The 18,098-nt window shown below is 66.8% G+C and carries 17 protein-coding genes and 1 pseudogene; 10 read left to right on the top strand and 8 right to left on the bottom strand.

The genetic code is table 11. The features are described 5' to 3' along the window. Nucleotides 1-13: 13 nt before the first annotated feature. The 6 genes and pseudogenes from CTA01S_RS16865 to CTA01S_RS06260 form a co-directional block, all read right to left on the bottom strand. Nucleotides 14-1,468 carry an aldehyde dehydrogenase gene (locus tag CTA01S_RS16865; protein WP_062193607.1) on the bottom strand — a complete coding sequence of 485 codons (1,455 nt, stop codon included), beginning with the start codon at nucleotides 1,466-1,468 and terminating at the stop codon, nucleotides 14-16. Nucleotides 1,469-1,753: 285 nt separating this feature from the next. Then, nucleotides 1,754-2,266: pseudogene (locus CTA01S_RS16860) on the bottom strand (ABC transporter ATP-binding protein); the annotation flags it as partial. Next, nucleotides 2,263-3,009: an ABC transporter ATP-binding protein gene (locus CTA01S_RS06275; protein ID WP_062193415.1), complete on the bottom strand. Its 747-nt coding sequence runs from the start codon at nucleotides 3,007-3,009 to the stop codon at nucleotides 2,263-2,265. The gene CTA01S_RS06275 and the pseudogene CTA01S_RS16860, both read right to left, overlap by 4 nt. Continuing rightward, entirely contained in the window at nucleotides 3,002-3,964 is a 963-nt protein-coding gene (locus tag CTA01S_RS06270; protein ID WP_062193411.1) for a branched-chain amino acid ABC transporter permease, read from the bottom strand. The genes CTA01S_RS06275 and CTA01S_RS06270 overlap by 8 nt, the downstream gene beginning before the upstream one ends. Beyond that, nucleotides 3,961-4,836, bottom strand: a complete 876-nt coding sequence (locus CTA01S_RS06265; protein WP_062193408.1) for a branched-chain amino acid ABC transporter permease — start codon at nucleotides 4,834-4,836, stop codon at nucleotides 3,961-3,963. Before CTA01S_RS06265 ends, CTA01S_RS06270 begins: the two co-directional genes overlap by 4 nt. 9 nt (nucleotides 4,837-4,845) lie before the next feature. Then, nucleotides 4,846-6,084 (bottom strand): amino acid ABC transporter substrate-binding protein, encoded by a 1,239-nt coding sequence (locus CTA01S_RS06260; RefSeq protein ID WP_019561195.1) that lies wholly within the window; start codon nucleotides 6,082-6,084, stop codon nucleotides 4,846-4,848. Nucleotides 6,085-6,307: 223 nt separating this feature from the next. Here CTA01S_RS06260 and CTA01S_RS06255 point away from each other — a divergent pair, with 223 nt between their 5' ends. From CTA01S_RS06255 to CTA01S_RS06245, 3 genes are all read left to right on the top strand, one after another. After that, the gene (locus tag CTA01S_RS06255; protein ID WP_019561194.1) at nucleotides 6,308-7,273 is read left to right on the top strand and encodes an AraC-like ligand-binding domain-containing protein; all 966 of its coding nucleotides are present in this window, start codon (nucleotides 6,308-6,310) and stop codon (nucleotides 7,271-7,273) included. Nucleotides 7,274-7,354: 81 nt separating this feature from the next. Next, a complete protein-coding gene (locus CTA01S_RS06250) occupies nucleotides 7,355-8,797 on the top strand; it encodes a mannose-1-phosphate guanylyltransferase/mannose-6-phosphate isomerase (protein ID WP_062193404.1) in 1,443 nt (480 codons plus the stop codon). Beyond that, entirely contained in the window at nucleotides 8,797-9,948 is a 1,152-nt protein-coding gene (locus tag CTA01S_RS06245; RefSeq protein ID WP_084362318.1) for a WecB/TagA/CpsF family glycosyltransferase, read from the top strand. Before CTA01S_RS06250 ends, CTA01S_RS06245 begins: the two co-directional genes overlap by 1 nt. Here the strand turns inward: CTA01S_RS06245 and CTA01S_RS06240 are convergent. Continuing rightward, complete coding sequence (locus tag CTA01S_RS06240) at nucleotides 9,945-11,315, bottom strand: UDP-glucose dehydrogenase family protein (RefSeq protein ID WP_019561191.1); 1,371 nt, start codon at nucleotides 11,313-11,315, stop codon at nucleotides 9,945-9,947. The two genes, CTA01S_RS06245 and CTA01S_RS06240, sit on opposite strands and share 4 nt — an antisense overlap. A gap of 246 nt (nucleotides 11,316-11,561) precedes the next feature. Between CTA01S_RS06240 and rfbB the strand changes: the two genes are divergently transcribed. The 7 genes from rfbB to CTA01S_RS06205 all read left to right on the top strand — a co-directional run bounded on the left by rfbB (nucleotide 11,562) and on the right by CTA01S_RS06205 (nucleotide 17,330). Beyond that, the gene (rfbB, locus tag CTA01S_RS06235; protein ID WP_062193401.1) at nucleotides 11,562-12,635 is read left to right on the top strand and encodes a dTDP-glucose 4,6-dehydratase; all 1,074 of its coding nucleotides are present in this window, start codon (nucleotides 11,562-11,564) and stop codon (nucleotides 12,633-12,635) included. Continuing rightward, nucleotides 12,632-13,528: a dTDP-4-dehydrorhamnose reductase gene (gene rfbD / locus CTA01S_RS06230; protein ID WP_019561189.1), complete on the top strand. Its 897-nt coding sequence runs from the start codon at nucleotides 12,632-12,634 to the stop codon at nucleotides 13,526-13,528. The genes rfbB and rfbD overlap by 4 nt, the downstream gene beginning before the upstream one ends. A gap of 211 nt (nucleotides 13,529-13,739) precedes the next feature. Beyond that, nucleotides 13,740-14,621, top strand: a complete 882-nt coding sequence (rfbA, locus tag CTA01S_RS06225) for a glucose-1-phosphate thymidylyltransferase RfbA (protein WP_019561188.1) — start codon at nucleotides 13,740-13,742, stop codon at nucleotides 14,619-14,621. Beyond that, nucleotides 14,621-15,172 (top strand): dTDP-4-dehydrorhamnose 3,5-epimerase, encoded by a 552-nt coding sequence (gene rfbC, locus CTA01S_RS06220; protein WP_062193397.1) that lies wholly within the window; start codon nucleotides 14,621-14,623, stop codon nucleotides 15,170-15,172. The genes rfbA and rfbC overlap by 1 nt, the downstream gene beginning before the upstream one ends. A 35-nt stretch (nucleotides 15,173-15,207) precedes the next feature. Beyond that, nucleotides 15,208-15,999 carry an exodeoxyribonuclease III gene (locus tag CTA01S_RS06215; RefSeq protein ID WP_019561186.1) on the top strand — a complete coding sequence of 264 codons (792 nt, stop codon included), beginning with the start codon at nucleotides 15,208-15,210 and terminating at the stop codon, nucleotides 15,997-15,999. A gap of 86 nt (nucleotides 16,000-16,085) precedes the next feature. Next, the gene (locus CTA01S_RS06210; protein WP_062193393.1) at nucleotides 16,086-16,721 is read left to right on the top strand and encodes a hypothetical protein; all 636 of its coding nucleotides are present in this window, start codon (nucleotides 16,086-16,088) and stop codon (nucleotides 16,719-16,721) included. Nucleotides 16,722-16,811: 90 nt separating this feature from the next. Next, nucleotides 16,812-17,330: a flavin reductase family protein gene (locus tag CTA01S_RS06205; protein ID WP_062193388.1), complete on the top strand. Its 519-nt coding sequence runs from the start codon at nucleotides 16,812-16,814 to the stop codon at nucleotides 17,328-17,330. A 66-nt stretch (nucleotides 17,331-17,396) separates the two neighbouring features. Here CTA01S_RS06205 and mepK read toward each other — a convergent pair whose 3' ends face one another. Beyond that, nucleotides 17,397-17,996: a peptidoglycan L,D-endopeptidase MepK gene (mepK, locus tag CTA01S_RS06200; RefSeq protein ID WP_259370075.1), complete on the bottom strand. Its 600-nt coding sequence runs from the start codon at nucleotides 17,994-17,996 to the stop codon at nucleotides 17,397-17,399. Nucleotides 17,997-18,098 lie beyond the last annotated feature (102 nt).

The raw sequence follows: 18,098 nt of genomic DNA, 5'->3' as shown, positions 1-18,098 counted from the left end.
GGGTCTCGTGCGATCAGAAAGGATAGTGGCGTGGAGCCGTTTGCACGGTGATCCAGCGCAGTTCGGTGAACTCGGCCACACCGGCCTTGCCGCCGAAGCGGCCATAGCCGCTGGCTTTGACCCCGCCAAAGGGCATTTGCGCTTCGTCGTGCACGGTGGGGCCGTTGATGTGGCAGATGCCGGACTCGATGCGCCGCGCCACCTGCATGGCGCGTGCAATGTCACGCCCGAAGACCGCAGCCGACAATCCGTATTCATTGTCGTTCGCGCAGGCGATGGCCTCTTCCACACCCTTGACCCGCACGATGCACTTGACCGGACCGAAGGTCTCCTCGCGGTAGATCCTCATGTCCGGCGTCACGTGGTCCAGCAGCGTGGCCGGCATCAGGGTGTTGTCTGCTTTGCCGCCGCACAGCAGGCGGGCCCCCTTGGCCAGCGCGTCGTCGATCAGGGCATTGCAGTGCTCCACGGTGCCCATGCCGATGACCGAGCCCAGCACCACTGGGTCGCTTTGACGCGGGTCGCCCAGGGGGAGCCCGCGGGCCTTGGCCACCAGCTTGGTGATGAAGTCCTCGGCGATCTTCTCATCCACGATGATGCGCTCGGTGCTCATGCAGATCTGGCCAGAGTTTGCAAAGGCGCCGAAGGCCGTGGCATTGACCGCATCGTCCAGATCGGCATCGTCGAGCACCACGATGGGGGCCTTGCCGCCCAACTCCAACACCACCGGCTTGAGGTACTTGGCGCAGGTCATCGCAATGATCTTGCCGACCCTGGTGGAGCCGGTGAAGTTCACCCGCTTGACCGCCGGATGCGCCACCATGGCTTCGACCACGGCGCCGGCATCGGCAGGGGCGTTGGTGATGTAGTTCACCACGCCGGGCGGGAAGCCTGCGTCTTGCAGCGCCTGGATGATGAGTTGGTGGGTGCGCGGGCAGTTCTCCGATCCCTTGAGGATGACGGTGTTCCCGCAGGCCAGTGGTGTGGCGATGGCGCGCACGCCCAAGATGATCGGGGCGTTCCATGGGGCGATGCCCAGCACCACGCCGGCGGGCTGGCGCACGCCCATGGCCAAGGACCCCGGCACGTCCGAGGGGATCAACTCGCCGGTGATTTGCGTGGTCAGGGCGGCGGCTTCGCGCAACATGCTGGCGGCCAGGAAGACATTGAAGTGAGCCCACATGCCGGTGGCGCCGGTTTCGGCGGGCACGGCTTCCATGAATTCGGGGGTCTTGGCCTCCAGCGCGTCAGCGGCTTTCAGCAGGAGCGTGCGACGTTCGCCAGGGCCGGTCTGGCTCCAGGTCTTGAAGGCTTGCGCGGCGGCTTCCACGGCTGCGATGGCATCGGCAGTGCTGGCCGCAGGCGCGCGCGTGGCCACGCTGCCATCGAGCGGGTTGCGACGTTCGAAGGTGGCACCCTTCTCGGCGGAAACGGCCAGGCCGTTGATGAGCATGGACAGGTCGGACATGGACTTCTCCTTCGTGTCGGAGGCAGAGGACGAAGACGAGCAGGAGGCCCCCGACGGGCCTCCCAGGTAGGCCTGGCGGATCACCGTGGAGCGCGACAGCAACGAGGCGGTCGCGCTGGCCACGAGGACGCCACGTTCGAGCACATAGCCCCAATCGGCCACTGCCAGGGCTTTGCGGACGTTTTGCTCGACCATCAACACGGTGGTGCCGGCGTCGGCGATGCGCCGTGCGATGGCCAGCAATTCATCGACCATGCGCGGCGCCAGACCGAGCGAGGGCTCATCGAGCATCAGCAGGCGCGGTGCGCTCATCATGGCGCGCGCCACGGCCACCATCTGCTGCTCGCCGCCGCTCATCGTGCCGGCCAGTTGCTGCGCGCGTTCGGCAAGTCTGGGAAAGTCTTTGAAGGCTTGAGCCAGACGCCTCGCGCGCTCGGCCTTGTCCACCAGCCAGCCGCCGAGCTCGAGGTTTTCTCTCACGGTCATCTGGGCAAAGAGCTGGCGGCCCTCGGGCACCAGGCTCAGCCCGCGGCGCACGATCTCGTCGGGGCGGCCCACGGGCAGGGCCTCGTCATCGAGCAAGACGGTGCCAGTGCGTGGGATCAGTCCGGCGATGGCCTTCAGCAGCGTGGTCTTGCCCGCGCCGTTGGGGCCCAGGATCACGGTCAGGCCGGGTCGAGCTTCGAGCGTCAGATCGCGCAGCACCAAGAAGCCGCCATAGCCGGCGCTCAGCCCCTCGACTTTGAGGTGGGCGAGCTTGCGGCCCGCGCTTGGGGCCTGAGCCAAGTCGTTCCTCATGCCACAACCTCGGCCATTTCGTCTCCCAGGTAGGCTTCGATCACCTCGGGGTGGCGCACCACCTCGCGCGGCGGGCCATCGGCGATCTTGCGTCCTTGGTGCAGCACCAGCACGCGCTCGACATGACGCAGCAAGGTCGTCACCGCGTGCTCGATCCACACCACCGTCAGATTCAATTCGTCACGCAGCCGCCGGATCAGGCGGGCCATGTGCTCGACTTCCGCCTCGGTGAGGCCGGCGGCCACCTCGTCCAGCAGCAGCATGCGCGGTCGCGTGGCCAAGGCCATGCCGATTTCCAGCAGGCGCTGCTGCGAAGGCGTGAGGGTGGCCGCCGGCTGGGCGGCCTGGGCCGACAGTCCGATCACCTCGAGGATGCTGCCCGTATCCCGCAACAGCGGCGAGGCGTCGCGGCGGCGGCCGGCGAATTGCAGTCCGAAGTCGATGTTGGCTGCCACCGGCAGTTCGGCAAAGACGCGTGGCGTCTGAAAGGTGCGTGCGATGCCGTGGTGGGCATAGGCATGCGGCTTGGCGCCGGTCAGATCATGTCCCTGCGCCACGAGCTGCCCACGGGTGGGTGCGATCACACCGGAGATGGCATTGAAGAAGGTGGTCTTGCCCGCCCCATTGGGCCCGATGATGCCCACCAGCTCACCGGCGTGGAAGTGCGCATCGACCTGGTCCACGGCGGTCAGGCCGCCAAAGCGCACCGTCACACCGCGGGCTTCGAGCAAGACTTCAGCCATGGTGCGGCTCCTTCGACCACCAGCGACTGTGGCGCCACCACGTCCCGACGGTGTGCCAGCGCACCGAGGCCAGGCCGCCAGGCAGGTAGAGCACACACAGGATGAGCAGCAGGCCCAGTGACATCATGTACAGCTGCGGCAGCTGCAGGCGCAGGGTCTCAGCCAGCAGGCTGAACACGATGGCGGCGATCAGCGGTCCCCACAGCGTGGCCGCGCCGCCGATGAGCGCGATCAGCACGGTCTGAAAGCCGATGAAGGGGTTGAAGACGGTGGTCGGGTCGATGTAAGTCCAGCGCACCGACATGGCCGCGCCCACGGCGCCGGCGAAGGCCGCCGTCAGCGCAAAGCCGCCGATCTTCACCAGCCGGGTGTTCACGCCCAGGGTCTGAGCGCGCTGCTCGTCGGCCCCGATGCCCACCAGGGCCAAACCGAAGCGGCTGCGCCGCACGACGATGGCCGTGATCAGTGCCAACACGGCCAGCCCCAGCACCGTGAAGTAAACCGTGTCATCCTCGGGCACCACGACCAACACGCGGCCCACCGTGCCCGTGACTTGCTTTTCGAAGTAGGTGATGGCATGCCGGATCAGCTCGGTCATGCCGAAGGTGAGCACTGCAAAGTAGGTGCCCCTCAGATGCAGCACGGCAGCGCCCATCACCACTGCGACGGCGGCGGCGAACAACGCTCCCAAGGCCACGGCCGACAGCCACGAGACCTGGGCCAGCACGATGGCGCTGGTGTAGGCGCCGATGCCGAAGAAGGCCGCGGTGGCCAGCGACAGATAACGGGTGGTGCCGCAAAACAGCGCCCAGCTCGACGACAGCGCGATGTACATCAGGCAGGTGAGCGTGAGCGACAGCACGAACTCGCTGCCCCACCGAGCCACGACCAGGGCCACGCCGAGCAGGGCCAGCAGCGTGAGGGCATCGCGCCTGAGATAGCTTCGATCCTTCATTTCTTGAACAGCCCGTTGGGCCGCAGTAGCAGCACGGTGATGAACACGGCGTAGCTCAGCAAAGATTTCAAAGACGGATTGGTGAAATGCATGCCCAGCGCCTCGATCACGCCCAGCAGCAATCCACCGGCCAACGCGCCGCTCATGCTGCCGAAGCCGCCCAGCGTGATGACGATGAGGGCGGTGACGGTATACGGCTCTCCCATCGAGGGCGTGATCGCATAAGTCATCGACAGCAGGCAGCCGGCCACGCCCGACAGGCCCAGGCCGATGCCGAACATCAGTGGGTGCAGTCGCTGCGTGTCGATGCCCACCAACTGAGCCCCGACGGGCGATTGCATCAGCGCACGCACGGCTTTGCCGAGCAAGGTGGTGCGCAGCAGCACGATGAGCACGCCACTCAACGACAGGGCCAGGCCAAAGACCACCAGTTTGTTGGCGGCGAACTGCGCGCCGCCCACGGCCACGGGCTGGGTGAGGTAGTCGTAGCCGCGCAGGTCGCCGCCCCAGATCAGCGAGGCAAAGTTCTGCACCAGGAACAGCAGGCCGAAGCACACCATCAGGCCACGCGCTTCGAAGACATCGAGGTTGGGGGAGGTGGCCGCAAGCGGTCGGAACCACAGCCGGTGCACGATGAGCCCCACGCCCATCAGCAGCGCGAAGCTCACCGGCAGCATCAGCAGCGGCGAGAGGCCGAACTGCGTGTGCATCAGCCAGGTGAGAAAAGCGCCCACCATCAGGAACTCGCCGTGCGCGATGTTGAGGATGCGCATCAAGCCGTACTGAAGGTTCAGGCCAAGCGCCACCAAGGCGTAGATGCCCCCGGTGATGAGACCGGAGGCCATCAACTCAAGCCAGGCACTCAAAGACATGGGCCCGACTCACACCCAGGCCGGCTTGTGCGCCAGCAAAGGCGCGGTGGCCATGCTGCGCGGCCACACCACCTCGAACTCACCCTTTTGCCATTGGCCCACCGTGCCGGGCGTGGCGGTGTTCTCGCTGCCGGTGAACCGGATCTTGCCGATGAGGGTGTCGTGTTCGGTGCGTGCCACGTAATCGCGGATGGCCTTGCGGTCCAGCCCCACCTTGGCCACGGCCGCTTGCAGGATTTGCAACCCGGCCCAGCAATGACCGCTGGCCCAACGGTCGGGCTCTTTTTGTGCGCCGAATTTGGCCACGTGGGCCTCGAAATAGGCTTTGGCCGCGGGGCTGGTCTTGGCGTTCCATGAGCCCATGCCCAGCACGCCTTCGGCACTGGCGCCCATCACATTGCGGTAGAGCTGGAAGGCCGTTCCCACCGAACAGTAGAAGAAGCGCGGGTTGAAGCCGATCTCCTTGCTCTGCCGGCTGGCCAACAGCGTGTCGGGGGGGTAGGTGATGCCGATGAAAGCGTCGGGGTTGAGGTCTTTGATGCCACGCAGCACCGGGGCGAGGTCTTTGACGCCGAGCGGATAGCTCTTGCGCTCGACCACTTGCAGGCTGCTGGTCTTCAAGGCGTTGTTCAGGGCCGCGAAGTTCTCCAGCCCGAACAGGTCATCCATGTACAGAATGGCCACCGTTTTGGCGCCTTGGGCCTGCAACATGTCCACCAAGGCCGACATCATGCGGTCGGGCTGTTGCAGCAAGGAGAAGAAGTAGGGCAAGTTCATGTCGATGAGCTTGCGCGACAAGGCCGTGGGCGCGAGCATCGGGTAGCCGAAGCGGTTGGCCAGCGGGGCCACGGCGAAATTGGCATTGCTGCCCCAGGGCGGCAAGATGAGGTCGACCTTGTCGCTGCCCATGAGTTTTTGGTAAGAGCGCACGCAGGTTTCGATATCGCTGCGGTCGTCGGAGCTGACCAATTCGATGGGGCGTTTGCGGCCTTGCACGTCCAGACCCCCGGCGGCATTGACCTGCTCGGCCCACAGCAGGTAGTTCGGCTCCTGGCTGACCTGGGCGCCGGGCGCCCAAGGGCCGGTGCGGGCGATGGCGTAGCCGATGCGCACGGCGCCGGCGGAGGCCTGCGCCAAGGCCGGGAGGGCCACGGTGGCGGCGCCAGCGGCCAAGGCTTGCACGGCGGTGCGTCGGCTCACGGCAGCAGCCGGGTGGCGGCGGCAGGGACGGTCGTTCGACGAGGACATGGCAGTCTCCTTTTCCTTGTGGGGGTCTGGTCGTGGCGCTGCACCAACGACAGCCAGCTGCGATGGTAGGAAGACGGCCGCCAGGCTGCTTTGCCGAGCATGCAAAGCGGTTTGACGATCCGTGCACACCGGCTGGGGATTTACCCGCGCTATGGGCTCGATAGCCTTTGCAGGGCCCAGCGGCCCTCGAATAATGAGCAGCTGCGACTCAGGAGCTCAGCCCATGCCCACCGTGATGATGAACACCGATGAAGTGGCGCCGCGCGAGCGGGTGCCCTTTTGGTCGGAGTGGATCAGCCGGCTCTTCTGCGGCCTGGAGTCCGACGTCTACGGCGACACCGACTTCGACGGACGCATGGTCAGCGCCCATGCCGGTGCGGTCATTCTCACGCGATTGGAGGCCAATCGCCACCGTGTCATGCGCTCGCGCGACAAAGCGCGCAGCAGCGACCACGGCTACCTCAAGATCGTGGCGCCGTACAGCGGCTGCGCCGGTGTCGAGCAACAGGGCCGGCTGGCCTGGGTCACGCCGGGGCAATGGAGCATTTACGACACCACCGAGACCTACGCGGTGGCCAACCCGGTGCGCGTGGAGCATCTCATCGTGATGGTGCCCAAGGCGCACCTGCTGGAGCGTGGGCTGGCCTTGGACGAGCTGATGGCGCGGCGACTCGGCGGCCATGGAGGGGTGGCCCGCTTGGCACTGGAAACCATGCGCAGCGTCTATCGGGAGCTGCCCGGCATGCATGACGAGGCCGCGCGCGCTGCGGGCGAGGCGATCACGCAGTTTGTGCATTTGTCGCTGCTGGAGCTGGCCGGGCGGGCCACGGCGATGTCCCAGCGAGAGGCCTTGAGAGAGCGCATCAAGCAGCTGGTGGCCGCCCGCCTGGGTGATCCGGGACTGAACGTGGAGGCCATTGCGGCGGCTTTGAACTGCAGTCGGCGCCATCTGTACAACGCCTTCTCGGACGAAGCCGAGGGCGTGGCCGGCTACATCTTGCGCGAGCGCCTGGAGGCTTGTCGGCGCGAACTGCTGCGCCCGACGCGCCGCTCGGTCACCGAGATCGCGCTGGCCCATGGCTTTGCCAATTTGGCGCATTTCAGCCGCGTGTTCAAGTCGCGCTACGGCATGCCCCCGAGCGAATACCGCGAGCACACGCGCCGCTTGCTGGGCGAGGCCACCCCTTGAAGGGGCGCATCCCGCAATGGCGGGGGTGACAGCGCGCAGGCCAGGCGGTCCAATGCGGACCGTTCCTGCTATCTTGCGCGCATGCAGATTCAACCCGTCATCCTGTGTGGCGGCTCAGGCACCCGCCTGTGGCCGGCTTCCCGAGAGCATTACCCGAAGCAGCTGCTGGCCTTGCTGGGCGACGACTCCTTGCTGCAGGCCACGGCGCAGCGGCTGCAGGGGCTGGACGCATTGCACGTGGGGCCTGCGCTGGTGGTGGCCAACGAGGAATACCGCTTCGTCATCGCCGAGCAACTGCGCCAAGTGGGGGTGCCCTCGCGCATCCTGCTGGAGCCCACCGGACGCAACACTGCACCGGCGCTCACGCTGGCTGCATTGACCGCCTTGGCCGACGGCGACGATCCCTTGCTGCTGGTCATGCCGTCGGACCATGTCGTGCGCGATGTGAGCGCGTTTGGACGAGCCGTCATGGAGGGCGTGCCGCCGGCCGGGCAGGGCGCTTTGGTCACCTTCGGCGTCGTGCCCGACCGGCCTGAGACGGGCTACGGTTACATCCGGGCTGGCCAGCGCTTGAGTCAGACGGGGCGGGCTTGCCGCATCGACGCCTTCGTCGAGAAGCCCGATGCGCCACAGGCGGCCGCCTACGTGGCCAGTGGCGAGTACTTTTGGAACGCCGGCATCTTCTTGTTGCGGGCCTCGACCTGGCGCCGTGCGGTTCAGCGGCTCGCGCCGGCGATCCTGGCCGCTTGCGAGCAGGCGGTGGCCGGTGCGCGCCGGGACCTCGACTTCCTGCGGGTGGATCGTGCCGCCTTCGAAGCCTGCCCGACGGACTCCATCGATTACGCCGTGATGGAAAAGCTGGCCGCGCACCCGGATCTCGGTGCCGGCGTGGTGGTGCCCATGAGCGTGGGCTGGTCCGATGTGGGCGCCTGGGATGCCCTGTGGGCCGTGGCCGACAAGGACGAGCACGGCAATGCGGTGCGCGGCCCGGCACTGCTTGAAGACACCCGCAACAGCTTGGTGATGGCCCACTCACGGCTGGTGGCCACCGTGGGGATGGAGGATGCCGTCGTCGTCGAGACGCCCGATGCGGTCTTGGTGGCCAACAAGGCCCACACCCAGTCGGTCAAGAAGATCGTCGAGCGTTTGCGCCGCAACGGCGACCAACAGGCGTTGCAGCATCGCAAGGTCTACCGGCCCTGGGGCTGGTACGACGCCATCGACGCTGGCGAGCGCTTCCAAGTCAAGCGCATCGTCGTCAACCCGGGGGCGCGGCTGAGCCTGCAAATGCACCACCACCGCGCCGAGCATTGGATCGTCGTGCGCGGCACGGCCGAGGTCACCTGCGAAGACCGCACCTTCTTGCTCACCGAAAACCAGTCCACCTACATTCCTTTGGGCCAGCGCCACCGCCTGGCCAATCCAGGCAAGCTGCCGCTGGAGATCATCGAGGTGCAGTCCGGCGCCTATCTCGGCGAGGACGACATCGTGCGCTTCGAGGACCACTACGGGCGTGTGGACTGATGCCGGGCGAGGTCAGCGCGCTGTCCACACCGGCTCGTGCGCCGGTCATCGACCTGGACCGCCGGGTGGTCTGCCTGTGGGGCCTGCCCTTCGACGTCATCGACCTGCCCGGCGCCGTGCAGGCGCTGCGCGAGGCCGCACGCAGCGGGCGACGCTGCTGGGTGTCCACGCCGAACCTGAACTTCGTGATCGCCGCGCGCAAGGATGCCGCGTTCCGACGTTCGGTGTTGATGAGCCAGCTCAGCCTGGCCGATGGCATGCCCCTGGTGTGGGCGGCGCGGCTGCTGGGGCTGCCGCTGCGCCAGCGGGTGGCCGGCTCGGATCTGTTCGAGGCCTTGAGCCGTGAGGACGCGGCCGCGCCGCTCAAGGTCTATTTCTTCGGCGGCCCCGAGGGGGCGGCTCAGGCGGCTTGCGAGCGCCTCAATGCGCGCGCAGGGGGCTTGCGCTGCGTGGGCTTCGAGTCCCCGGGCTTTGGGTCGCTCGAGTCGATGAGCACGCCGCAGACCTGGGCGCGCATCAATGCGAGCGGGGCGGATTTCATCGTCGTGGCCCTGGGTGCCCAGAAAGGGCAGGCCTGGATCGCGCACAACCACCCGCAGCTGCACGCCCCGCTCATCAGTCATCTCGGGGCGGTGGTCAACTTCCAGGCCGGCACGGTGCGCCGCGCGCCGGCGGCCTGGCGACATCTGGGCTTGGAATGGCTGTGGCGGATCCTGCAAGAGCCTGCGCTGTGGAAGCGCTATGCGCGCGATGCCGCGGCCGCGCTGCCACTGCTGACGGGCTGCTTGCTGCCGCTGTGGTGGGCGCGCAGGCGTTGGCGCGGTTGCCCCGCGCTGGACGTGCGAGTCGAGCCCATGGCGGAGGAGGGGGGCCAGCGTGTGCGGCTGGCCGGTGTGGCCTGTGGGCTGACCATCGAGCCGCTGCGCCAGGCATTCAAGCAGGCTTTGCACAGGCCGCAGCCGCTGGAGATCGAGCTGTCTGGCCTGCGCGATCTCGACCCCCAAGCCATGGGCTTGTTGTTGCTCGTGCAGGCCCATCAACTGCTCAGCGGGCAGCCCTTGCGCGTGCGTGGGGCCACGCCCGCGCTGCGCCGGCGCATCCTGCAACATGGCTGCGCCCACTGGCTGGACGCCGAAGAGCCACCGTCTTAGCGTTGCGGCATGGGCCGGCCGATGGCGTGGTATTCGATGCCTTCTTCAAGCATGCGTTGGGGCGCATACAGGTTCCGCCCATCGAACACCAGCGGCTGCTTGAGCTGCGAGCGCAGCGCGCCGAAGTCGGGGCTGCGGAAAATTTTCCATTCGGTGGCAATCACCAGGGCATCGGCGCCAGGCAAGGCCGCATCGGGCGTCTCGACGAAGCGCACCCGCTCGAACCCGCCGGGCAGGTCGGCCAGATCTTGCCGCAGCACGCGTTGCGCCTCCTTCGTGGCCACCGGGTCGTAGGCGGTCACCTCCGCCCCGCGCACCAGCAGCTCGCGGATGATCACCCGACTGGGGGCATCCCGCATGTCGTCCGTGTTGGGTTTGAAGGCCAGGCCCCATAGCGCGAAGCGGCGGCCGTTCAGGTTCTCGCCCAGGCGCGCGGTGATCTTGCGCACCAGCACCCGCTTTTGACGCTCGTTGACTTGTTCGACGGCGCCAATCACTTGCAACTGCACGCCATGCTCGCGCGCGGTGTGCAAAATCGCGCGCGTGTCCTTCGGGAAGCACGAGCCGCCATAGCCCGTGCCAGCGTACAAGAAGTCGTAACCGATGCGCGAGTCCGAGCCAATGCCCACACGCACGGCTTCGATGTCGGCGCCCACGGCATCGGCCAGATTGGCCAGCTCGTTCATGAAGCTGATGCGTGTGGCCAGCATCGCGTTGGCGGCGTATTTGGTGAGTTCGGCCGAACGCACATCCATGTAGATCGTGCGCGGATGGTTGCGTTGCAGCGGCTCGTACAGCCGGTCCATCACTTCGCGCGCGCGGCGGCCCAGCTCACCACCGGGCAGGCCCAGCACGATGCGGTCGGGCCGCATGAAGTCGGCCACGGCCGCGCCTTCCTTCAGGAACTCCGGGTTGGAGACGACCGCGAATTCATGCGTCACGCCCCGGCGGCGCAGCACCGCGGCGATCTCCTCGCGCACCCGGTCGGCCGTGCCCACCGGCACCGTGCTTTTGTCCACCACCACCGTGAAGCCGTCGATGGCTTCGGCCAGCGAGCGGGCCGCTGCCAGCACGTGGCGCAAATCGGCCGAGCCGTCTTCGTCCGAAGGGGTGCCTACGGCAATGAACACCACTTCGCGCCCGGCCACGCCTGCGCGCACATCGCTGGTGAAATGCAGCCGACCGTTGGCCAAGGCCGGGCGGATCAGTGCTTCCAGTCCCGGCTCGTAGATGGGCACTTCGCCTTGCTGCAGGCGACGCACCTTGTCCTCGTCGATGTCGATGCAGGTGACATGGATGCCCAAGTCGGCAAAGCAAGCCCCCGTGACCAGGCCGACATAACCCGATCCGATGATAGCGATTTTCAATGCAATCTCCGCAAACGTAGGGGGGTGCCCAGGCTGCGGTGGGCACCATGGCGCGGATTATCCCCTTGGCTCCCAGGCCGGGCCATGGGCGCCGGGCTGGGGCCCCACAGCTGGGGGCCGGCGCAGCCTGCATCCCCGACATGGGGGTGGTCGACGGTTGGCCGACGCACGCCGGCCTCGCACAATACGGGGTCATGGCACGGCACGGCGTGCCGAGCACTCATTTCATCAGGCAGGCTTTCACCCATGATCCTCGTCACCGGCGGCGCCGGCTTCATCGGCAGCAACTTCGTGCTGGATTGGCTCGCACACAGTGACGAGCCCGTGCTCAACCTGGACGCCCTCACCTACGCGGGCAATTTGCACAACCTCGACAGCCTGCGCGGCGACCCCCGCCATGTCTTCGTCCATGGCGACATTTGCGACCGTGCCTTGCTCGATCGGCTGCTGGCTGTGCACCGGCCGCGCGCCATCGTGCACTTCGCGGCCGAAAGCCATGTGGACCGCTCCATCCATGGCCCGGCTGCCTTCATCCGCACCAATGTGCAAGGCACCTTCACGCTGCTGGAGGCGGCCCGCACCCATTGGCAGGCCTTGCCGGCCGACGAGCAGGCGGCCTTCCGCTTTCTCCATGTCTCCACCGACGAGGTCTATGGGTCCCTGGGGCCGCAAGACCCGGCCTTCACCGAAAGCCATCCTTACCAGCCCAACAGCCCCTATTCGGCCAGCAAGGCCGCCAGCGACCATCTCGTGCGGGCCTGGTTTCACACCTATGGCCTGCCGGTGCTCACCACGAACTGCTCGAACAACTACGGCCCCTATCACTTCCCCGAAAAACTCATCCCGCTGATGATCGTCAATGCCCTGGCCGGCAAGCCACTGCCGGTTTATGGCGATGGCTCGAACGTGCGCGATTGGCTCTATGTCAAAGACCATTGCAGCGCCATTCGTACCGTGCTGGCGCGTGGCCGTGTGGGCGAGACCTACAACGTTGGCGGCTGCAATGAAATGACCAACCTCGAGATCGTGCGCACCGTGTGCGCCTTGCTCGACGAACTGCGGCCCGATCCGGCCGGGCCTTACAGCCGGCTCATCACCTTCGTGAAGGACCGCCCCGGCCATGACCGACGCTACGCCATCGATGCGCGCAAGATCGAGCGCGAGCTCGGCTGGCGACCGGCCGAAACCTTCGCCACCGGCATCCGCAAGACCGTGCAGTGGTATCTCGATCACCCCCAGTGGGTGGCTCAGGTGCAAAGCGGCGCCTACCGCGAATGGATGGCCACGCAGTACCCGTCGGCCCACGCCAAGGTCGCATGAAGCTGCTGCTCTTGGGAAAAAACGGTCAGCTCGGCTGGGAGCTGCAGCGCGCGCTGGCCCCGCTGGGCCAGCTGGTGGCGCTCGATCGCCAGGGCCTGGACGGCTTGTGTGGGGATTTGGCGCAGCTCGACGGCTTGGCCTGCACGGTGCGCACGCTACGCCCGGACGTGATCGTCAATGCCGCGGCCTACACCGCGGTGGACCGTGCCGAGAGCGAACCCGCGCAGGCCACCTTGCTCAATGCCACCGCCCCTGCCGTGCTGGCCCGCGAGGCCAAGGCCATGGGCGCCTGGCTGGTGCACTACAGCACCGACTATGTCTTCGACGGCAGTGGCGAGCACCCTCGCCGCGAGGACGAGCCCACCGCGCCGCTCAATGTCTACGGCCGCAGCAAGCTCGAAGGCGAGCGGCTCATCATGCAAAGCGGTTGTCGGTGCCTGATTTTCCGCACCAGCTGGGTCTATGCGTCCCGGGGAAGCAACTTTGCCAAGACCATGCTGCGCCTGGCCAGCCAGCGCGACCGCCTCACCGTGGTGAGCGACCAGGTCGGCGCCCCGACTGGGGCCGACTTGATCGCCGACGTGACAGCGCATGCCTTGCGCACCGTGCAGGCCCGGCCGGAGCTGGCGGGGTTGTACCACCTGGTGGCCGCGGGCCAGACGAACTGGTTCGACTATGCACGCCATGTCATCGAACGGGCCCGCGCCCACGGACAGCCCATCCGCGTGCTGCCGCAGGCCATCGAGCCCGTGCCCACCGATGCGTATCCCACACCGGCGCGCCGGCCCTTGAACTCCCGTCTCGACACCACCCGCCTGCGCGAAGCCTTCGGCCTGCACCTGCCGCCCTGGCAGCAAGGGGTGGACCGCATGCTCGCTGAAATCCTGCCCTAAACGCTCGACGACACATGACACACGCTCACGTCATCGCATCGCCCCGGCCCGCCGCGCCGGGCCGCCCCAAGCCAGGCCCGGCCCCCCTTGGGGGGGTGGCGGCCGGTGTGGCCGTTGGGGGGTGGTCCCGGGCCGCCGCGCCGGGCCGTCCCAAGCCAGGCCCGGCCCCCCTTGGGGGGGTGGCGGCCGGTACGGCCGTCGGGGGGTGGTCATGACCCGCAAAGGCCTCATCCTCGCCGGCGGCTCCGGCACCCGGCTGCATCCGGCCACCTTGGCGATCAGCAAGCAATTGCTGCCGGTCTATGACAAGCCGATGATCTACTACCCGCTGTCGGCCCTGATGCTGGCGGGCATTCGCGAGATCCTCGTGATTTCCACGCCGCAGGACACGCCGCGCTTTCAGCAACTGCTGGGCGATGGCAGCGCCTGGGGCGTGTCCCTGCAGTACGCCGTGCAACCCAGCCCCGATGGCCTGGCCCAGGCGTTTCTGATCGGCGAGCGCTTCCTGGCCGGTGCGCCCAGCGCACTGGTGCTGGGCGACAACATCTTCTACGGCCACGATCTGGCTGCACGCCTGAAGGTCGCGCAAGCCCGCCAGCGCGGGGCCACGGTCTTTGCCTACCCGGTGCACGACCCCGAGCGCTACGGGGTGGTGGAGTTCGATGCGGCTGGCCGGGCCATCAGTCTGGAAGAAAAGCCGCGGCAGCCCAAGAGCCGGTATGCCGTGACGGGCCTGTATTTTTACGACGCCCAGGTGGTCGAACGCGCCAAAACGCTGCAGCCCAGCGCACGTGGTGAACTCGAGATCACCGACCTCAATCGGCTGTATCTGCAAGCCGGCGAGCTCGACGTGCAAGTGTTGGGCCGAGGGGATGCCTGGCTCGACACCGGCACGCACGACTCGCTCATCGAGGCCAGCCAGTTCATCCAGACTCTGGAAAAGCGCCAGGGCCTGAAGATCTGCTGTCCCGAGGAAATCGCCTGGCGCCAAGGCTGGATCGATGCCGAGCAGCTGGCCCGACTGGCCGAACCCTTGGCCAAGAGCGGCTACGGGCGGTACCTGCTGCAGCTCCTCACGGAAAAGGTGTTCTGATGAACGTCACGGCCACCCGCTTGCCCGAGGTGCTCGTCTTCGAGCCGCGTGTTTTCGGCGATGAACGCGGCTTCTTCCTCGAAAGCTTTCGGCAGTCCGTCTTCGACGAAGCCGTCGGCACCCATGTCGATTTCGTGCAGGACAACCATTCGCGCTCGCGCCGCGGCGTGCTGCGCGGACTGCACTACCAGCTCCACCCCAATGCCCAAGGCAAACTCGTGCGCGTCACGCACGGCCGGGTGTTCGACGTGGCGGTGGACCTGCGCCGATCCAGTCCACGCTTTGGCCAGTGGGTGGGGGTGGAGCTCAGCGGGGACAATCACCGGCAGTTGTGGATTCCTCCGGGCTTTGCCCATGGATTCCTGGTGCTCAGCGACAGCGCCGACTTTCTCTACAAGACCACGGCCTATTACGCACCGCAGGCCGAGCGCTGCATCCGCTGGGACGATCCGACCCTGGGCATCGATTGGCCCGATGCTGGCGTGCCGCCTCAGGTGTCGGCCAAAGACGCGCAGGGCGCCTGGCTGAGTCAGGCCGAAGTCTTCGCCTGAGCAAGCTGCGGGCCGGGAAGGTAAGCTCCCGCCCCATGTTGCGCATCATCACCACCAATCTCAATGGCATCCGCTCGGCGGCGAACAAGGGCTACTTCGACTGGCTGGGTCAGCAGCAGGCCGATATCGTCTGCCTGCAAGAAATCAAGGCCCACGAGGGCGACCTCACCGCAGTGATGCGAGCCCCGCATGGGATGCAGGGCTGGTTCCATTGTGCCCAGAAGAAGGGCTATTCCGGCGTGGGCCTGTACAGCCGCCACGTGCCCAGCGATGTGATCATCGGCTTCGGTTCGGCCGAGTTCGACCCCGAAGGCCGCTACGTCGAGGCCCGCTTCGACACGCCCTCGCGCAAGTTCTCCGTCATCAGTTGCTACTTTCCCAGCGGCTCCAGCTCGGACGAGCGCCAGCAGGCCAAGTACCGGTTCCTCGACGAGTTCTTTCCCCATCTGCAGCGCTTGCGGGCCGAGCGGGAGTTCGTGCTGTGCGGCGATGTGAACATCGCCCATCAAGAAATCGACCTCAAGAATTGGAAAAGCAACCAGAAGAACAGCGGTTTCCTGCCCGAGGAGCGGGCCTGGTTCACGCGCATGCTGGGCGAGATTGGCCTGGTCGATGTGTACCGCCGCCTCCATCCCGAGGCCACCGGCGAGGCCTACACTTGGTGGAGCAATCGGGGGCAGGCCTGGGCCAAGAACGTGGGCTGGCGTATCGACTACCACGTGGCCACTGCGGCGGTGGCTGAGACCGCTCGCGCCGCCAGTGTTTACAAGGCGCAACGCTTTTCCGACCATGCGCCGCTGACCATCGAGTACGACTTCACGATCTGAGCCGGGTCGACGGTGTGTGGCCCTTCAGATCGGGCGACACCGGCCGATGATCGTCATCTGTGTGATCCCTCATGGAGTCTGCTCGCATGAACAAGCATCTGATCGCAGGTGTGAGCGCGGCCTGCCTCGTGGCCGGCGCCCACGCCGGCGAACTCTACGGGAACATCGGTCTGCCAGGCGTGATGATCGGCTACGCCCAGCCGCTCAATGCCCACTTTGGCTTGCGTGCCGACGTGGCCAGCCTGGGCACGATCGATGCCGACGGCACCGAAGAAGGCATCGACTACGAGGGCAAAGCCCGCGCCCATCGTGTTGGCGTGTTCGGGGACTGGTTCGTCTTCGGCGGAGGGTTTCGGCTGACCGGCGGCATCACCTTCAACGACATGCGCATCGATCTGACCGGTCGCGGCAATGGTGGCACCATCGAGATCGGCAACACCACCTATGTCACGGCGCCGGGCGACCGCTTCGATGTGCGCATCAAGTTCCCGCGCGTCACGCCCTATTTGGGCATCGGCTACGGCCATCAGCCCGCTGCAGCGGGTTGGGGCTTCGTCTTCGACCTGGGCGCCTCGATCGGCAAGGCCAAAGTCAGCGCCTCGACCAATATCGCGGGTGTGACGCAGGACGACATCGACCGCGAGCTCCAAGAGCTGCGCGACGGCGTGGGCAAGGTGCGCGCCATTCCGCAATTGAGTGTCGGGGTCAACTACCGCTTCTGAGCGCACCATCGGTGCATCATCCACGCAATGAGGGGGGGCTGGCGCGCTCCCGTCGGGGCGTCGGTGGGGAATAATGGGCGTCTTGCCGCCATGGATGTCGTGAATCTTCCCCGCCGAGCCGCTGCTCCCAGTTTCTCCGCGGCCGAGTTCCGCCAAGCGCTCGGCAGCTTTGCCACGGGGGTGACCATCGTCACGGCCCGATCGCCCGAGGGACGGCTGATCGGCCTGACCGCCAACTCTTTCAATTCGGTCTCGCTCGATCCGCCGCTGGTGCTGTGGAGTCTGTCGCGCCTGGCCGGATCGATGCCGGCTTTCGAGCGTGGCTCTCACTACGCCATCCACATCCTGGCGGCCGACCAGAGGGCCCTGGCCGAGCGCTTCGCCACCAAGGGCATCGATCGTTTCGCCGGATTGTCCTGGCGGGAAGGCGCCGGCGGCGCCCCTTTGCTCGAAGGCGTGGCTGCGTTGTTCGAGTGTTTCAACCGCAGCCGCTACGAGGAGGGCGACCATGTCATCTTCGTCGGCGAGGTCGAGCGCTGCCAGCGCCGCCCCGAAGCCGCACCGCTGATCTTTCACGGCGGACGCTATTTCACCGAGCTGCCGCTGTGAGCCTGCGCTGAACCCGTCGCCGCGATGGGCACAGGCCCGGCGGGCCAGACCGCGCGGCGCACTGGCTCACCAATGGCGCACGGGGCCGGTGTCGATGTGCACGAAATTCGAGCGCTCGTAATAGCCGACGCCGCCGGCCCGCAGGGACAGGGCCGCCTCGCGCAAATGCGGCAGCGCCACGTCGCCCAAGCGGATGTCGATCGCCTGCCCTCGCAGGTGCAGGCTGGTGCGGGCCACGCCGCTGTGAGGACTGCGGCTGCGCAGCATGTCGTTCGTCTTGGGAGATCGATAGGCGGAGATGACCTCGAAGGGCCGGCGGCTGCCGGTGGCTTCGTGCAGCCGATGCAGCACATCGAACAAGGCCGGGTCGATCGGGGCCACCTCATCGGTGCGAAAGTCGCGCAGCAGGTGGTTGAGGGCTTGCAGCGCCTCGGGCACGTACTGCCCCGCGTCGAAGTACGCGACCTTCAAGCGCTCGCCGGTGTGAAGATGCACAAACTCCAGCCTGCGAACGTCTGCAGTGTCGGGCCCCTGGCCAGGATGGAATGACCCCCAGACTTGCTTTGCTCGTGTCCCCCCGAGGGGGTGGTCAGTTCCTTCGGGCGGCCGTGCGGCACTGACATGGGCCCACGCCGGCAGGGCCAGCGCCACTGGCGCTGCCGCCATGCCACACAACAGCCGCCGGCGCATGCCCTGCGCCGGCGCAAAAGGAGATGGCGCCCGCGTGATCGCGGACGAATGACGGCCGTCCTTCATGGTGCCTACTCG

The sequence above is a fragment of the Caldimonas taiwanensis NBRC 104434 genome (genome assembly GCF_001592165.1).
In the GTDB taxonomy this organism is placed as follows: domain Bacteria; phylum Pseudomonadota; class Gammaproteobacteria; order Burkholderiales; family Burkholderiaceae_C; genus Caldimonas; species Caldimonas manganoxidans.
The sequence above is the reverse complement of the archived record's forward strand: the minus strand, read 5'-3'. Positions and strand labels throughout refer to the sequence as shown.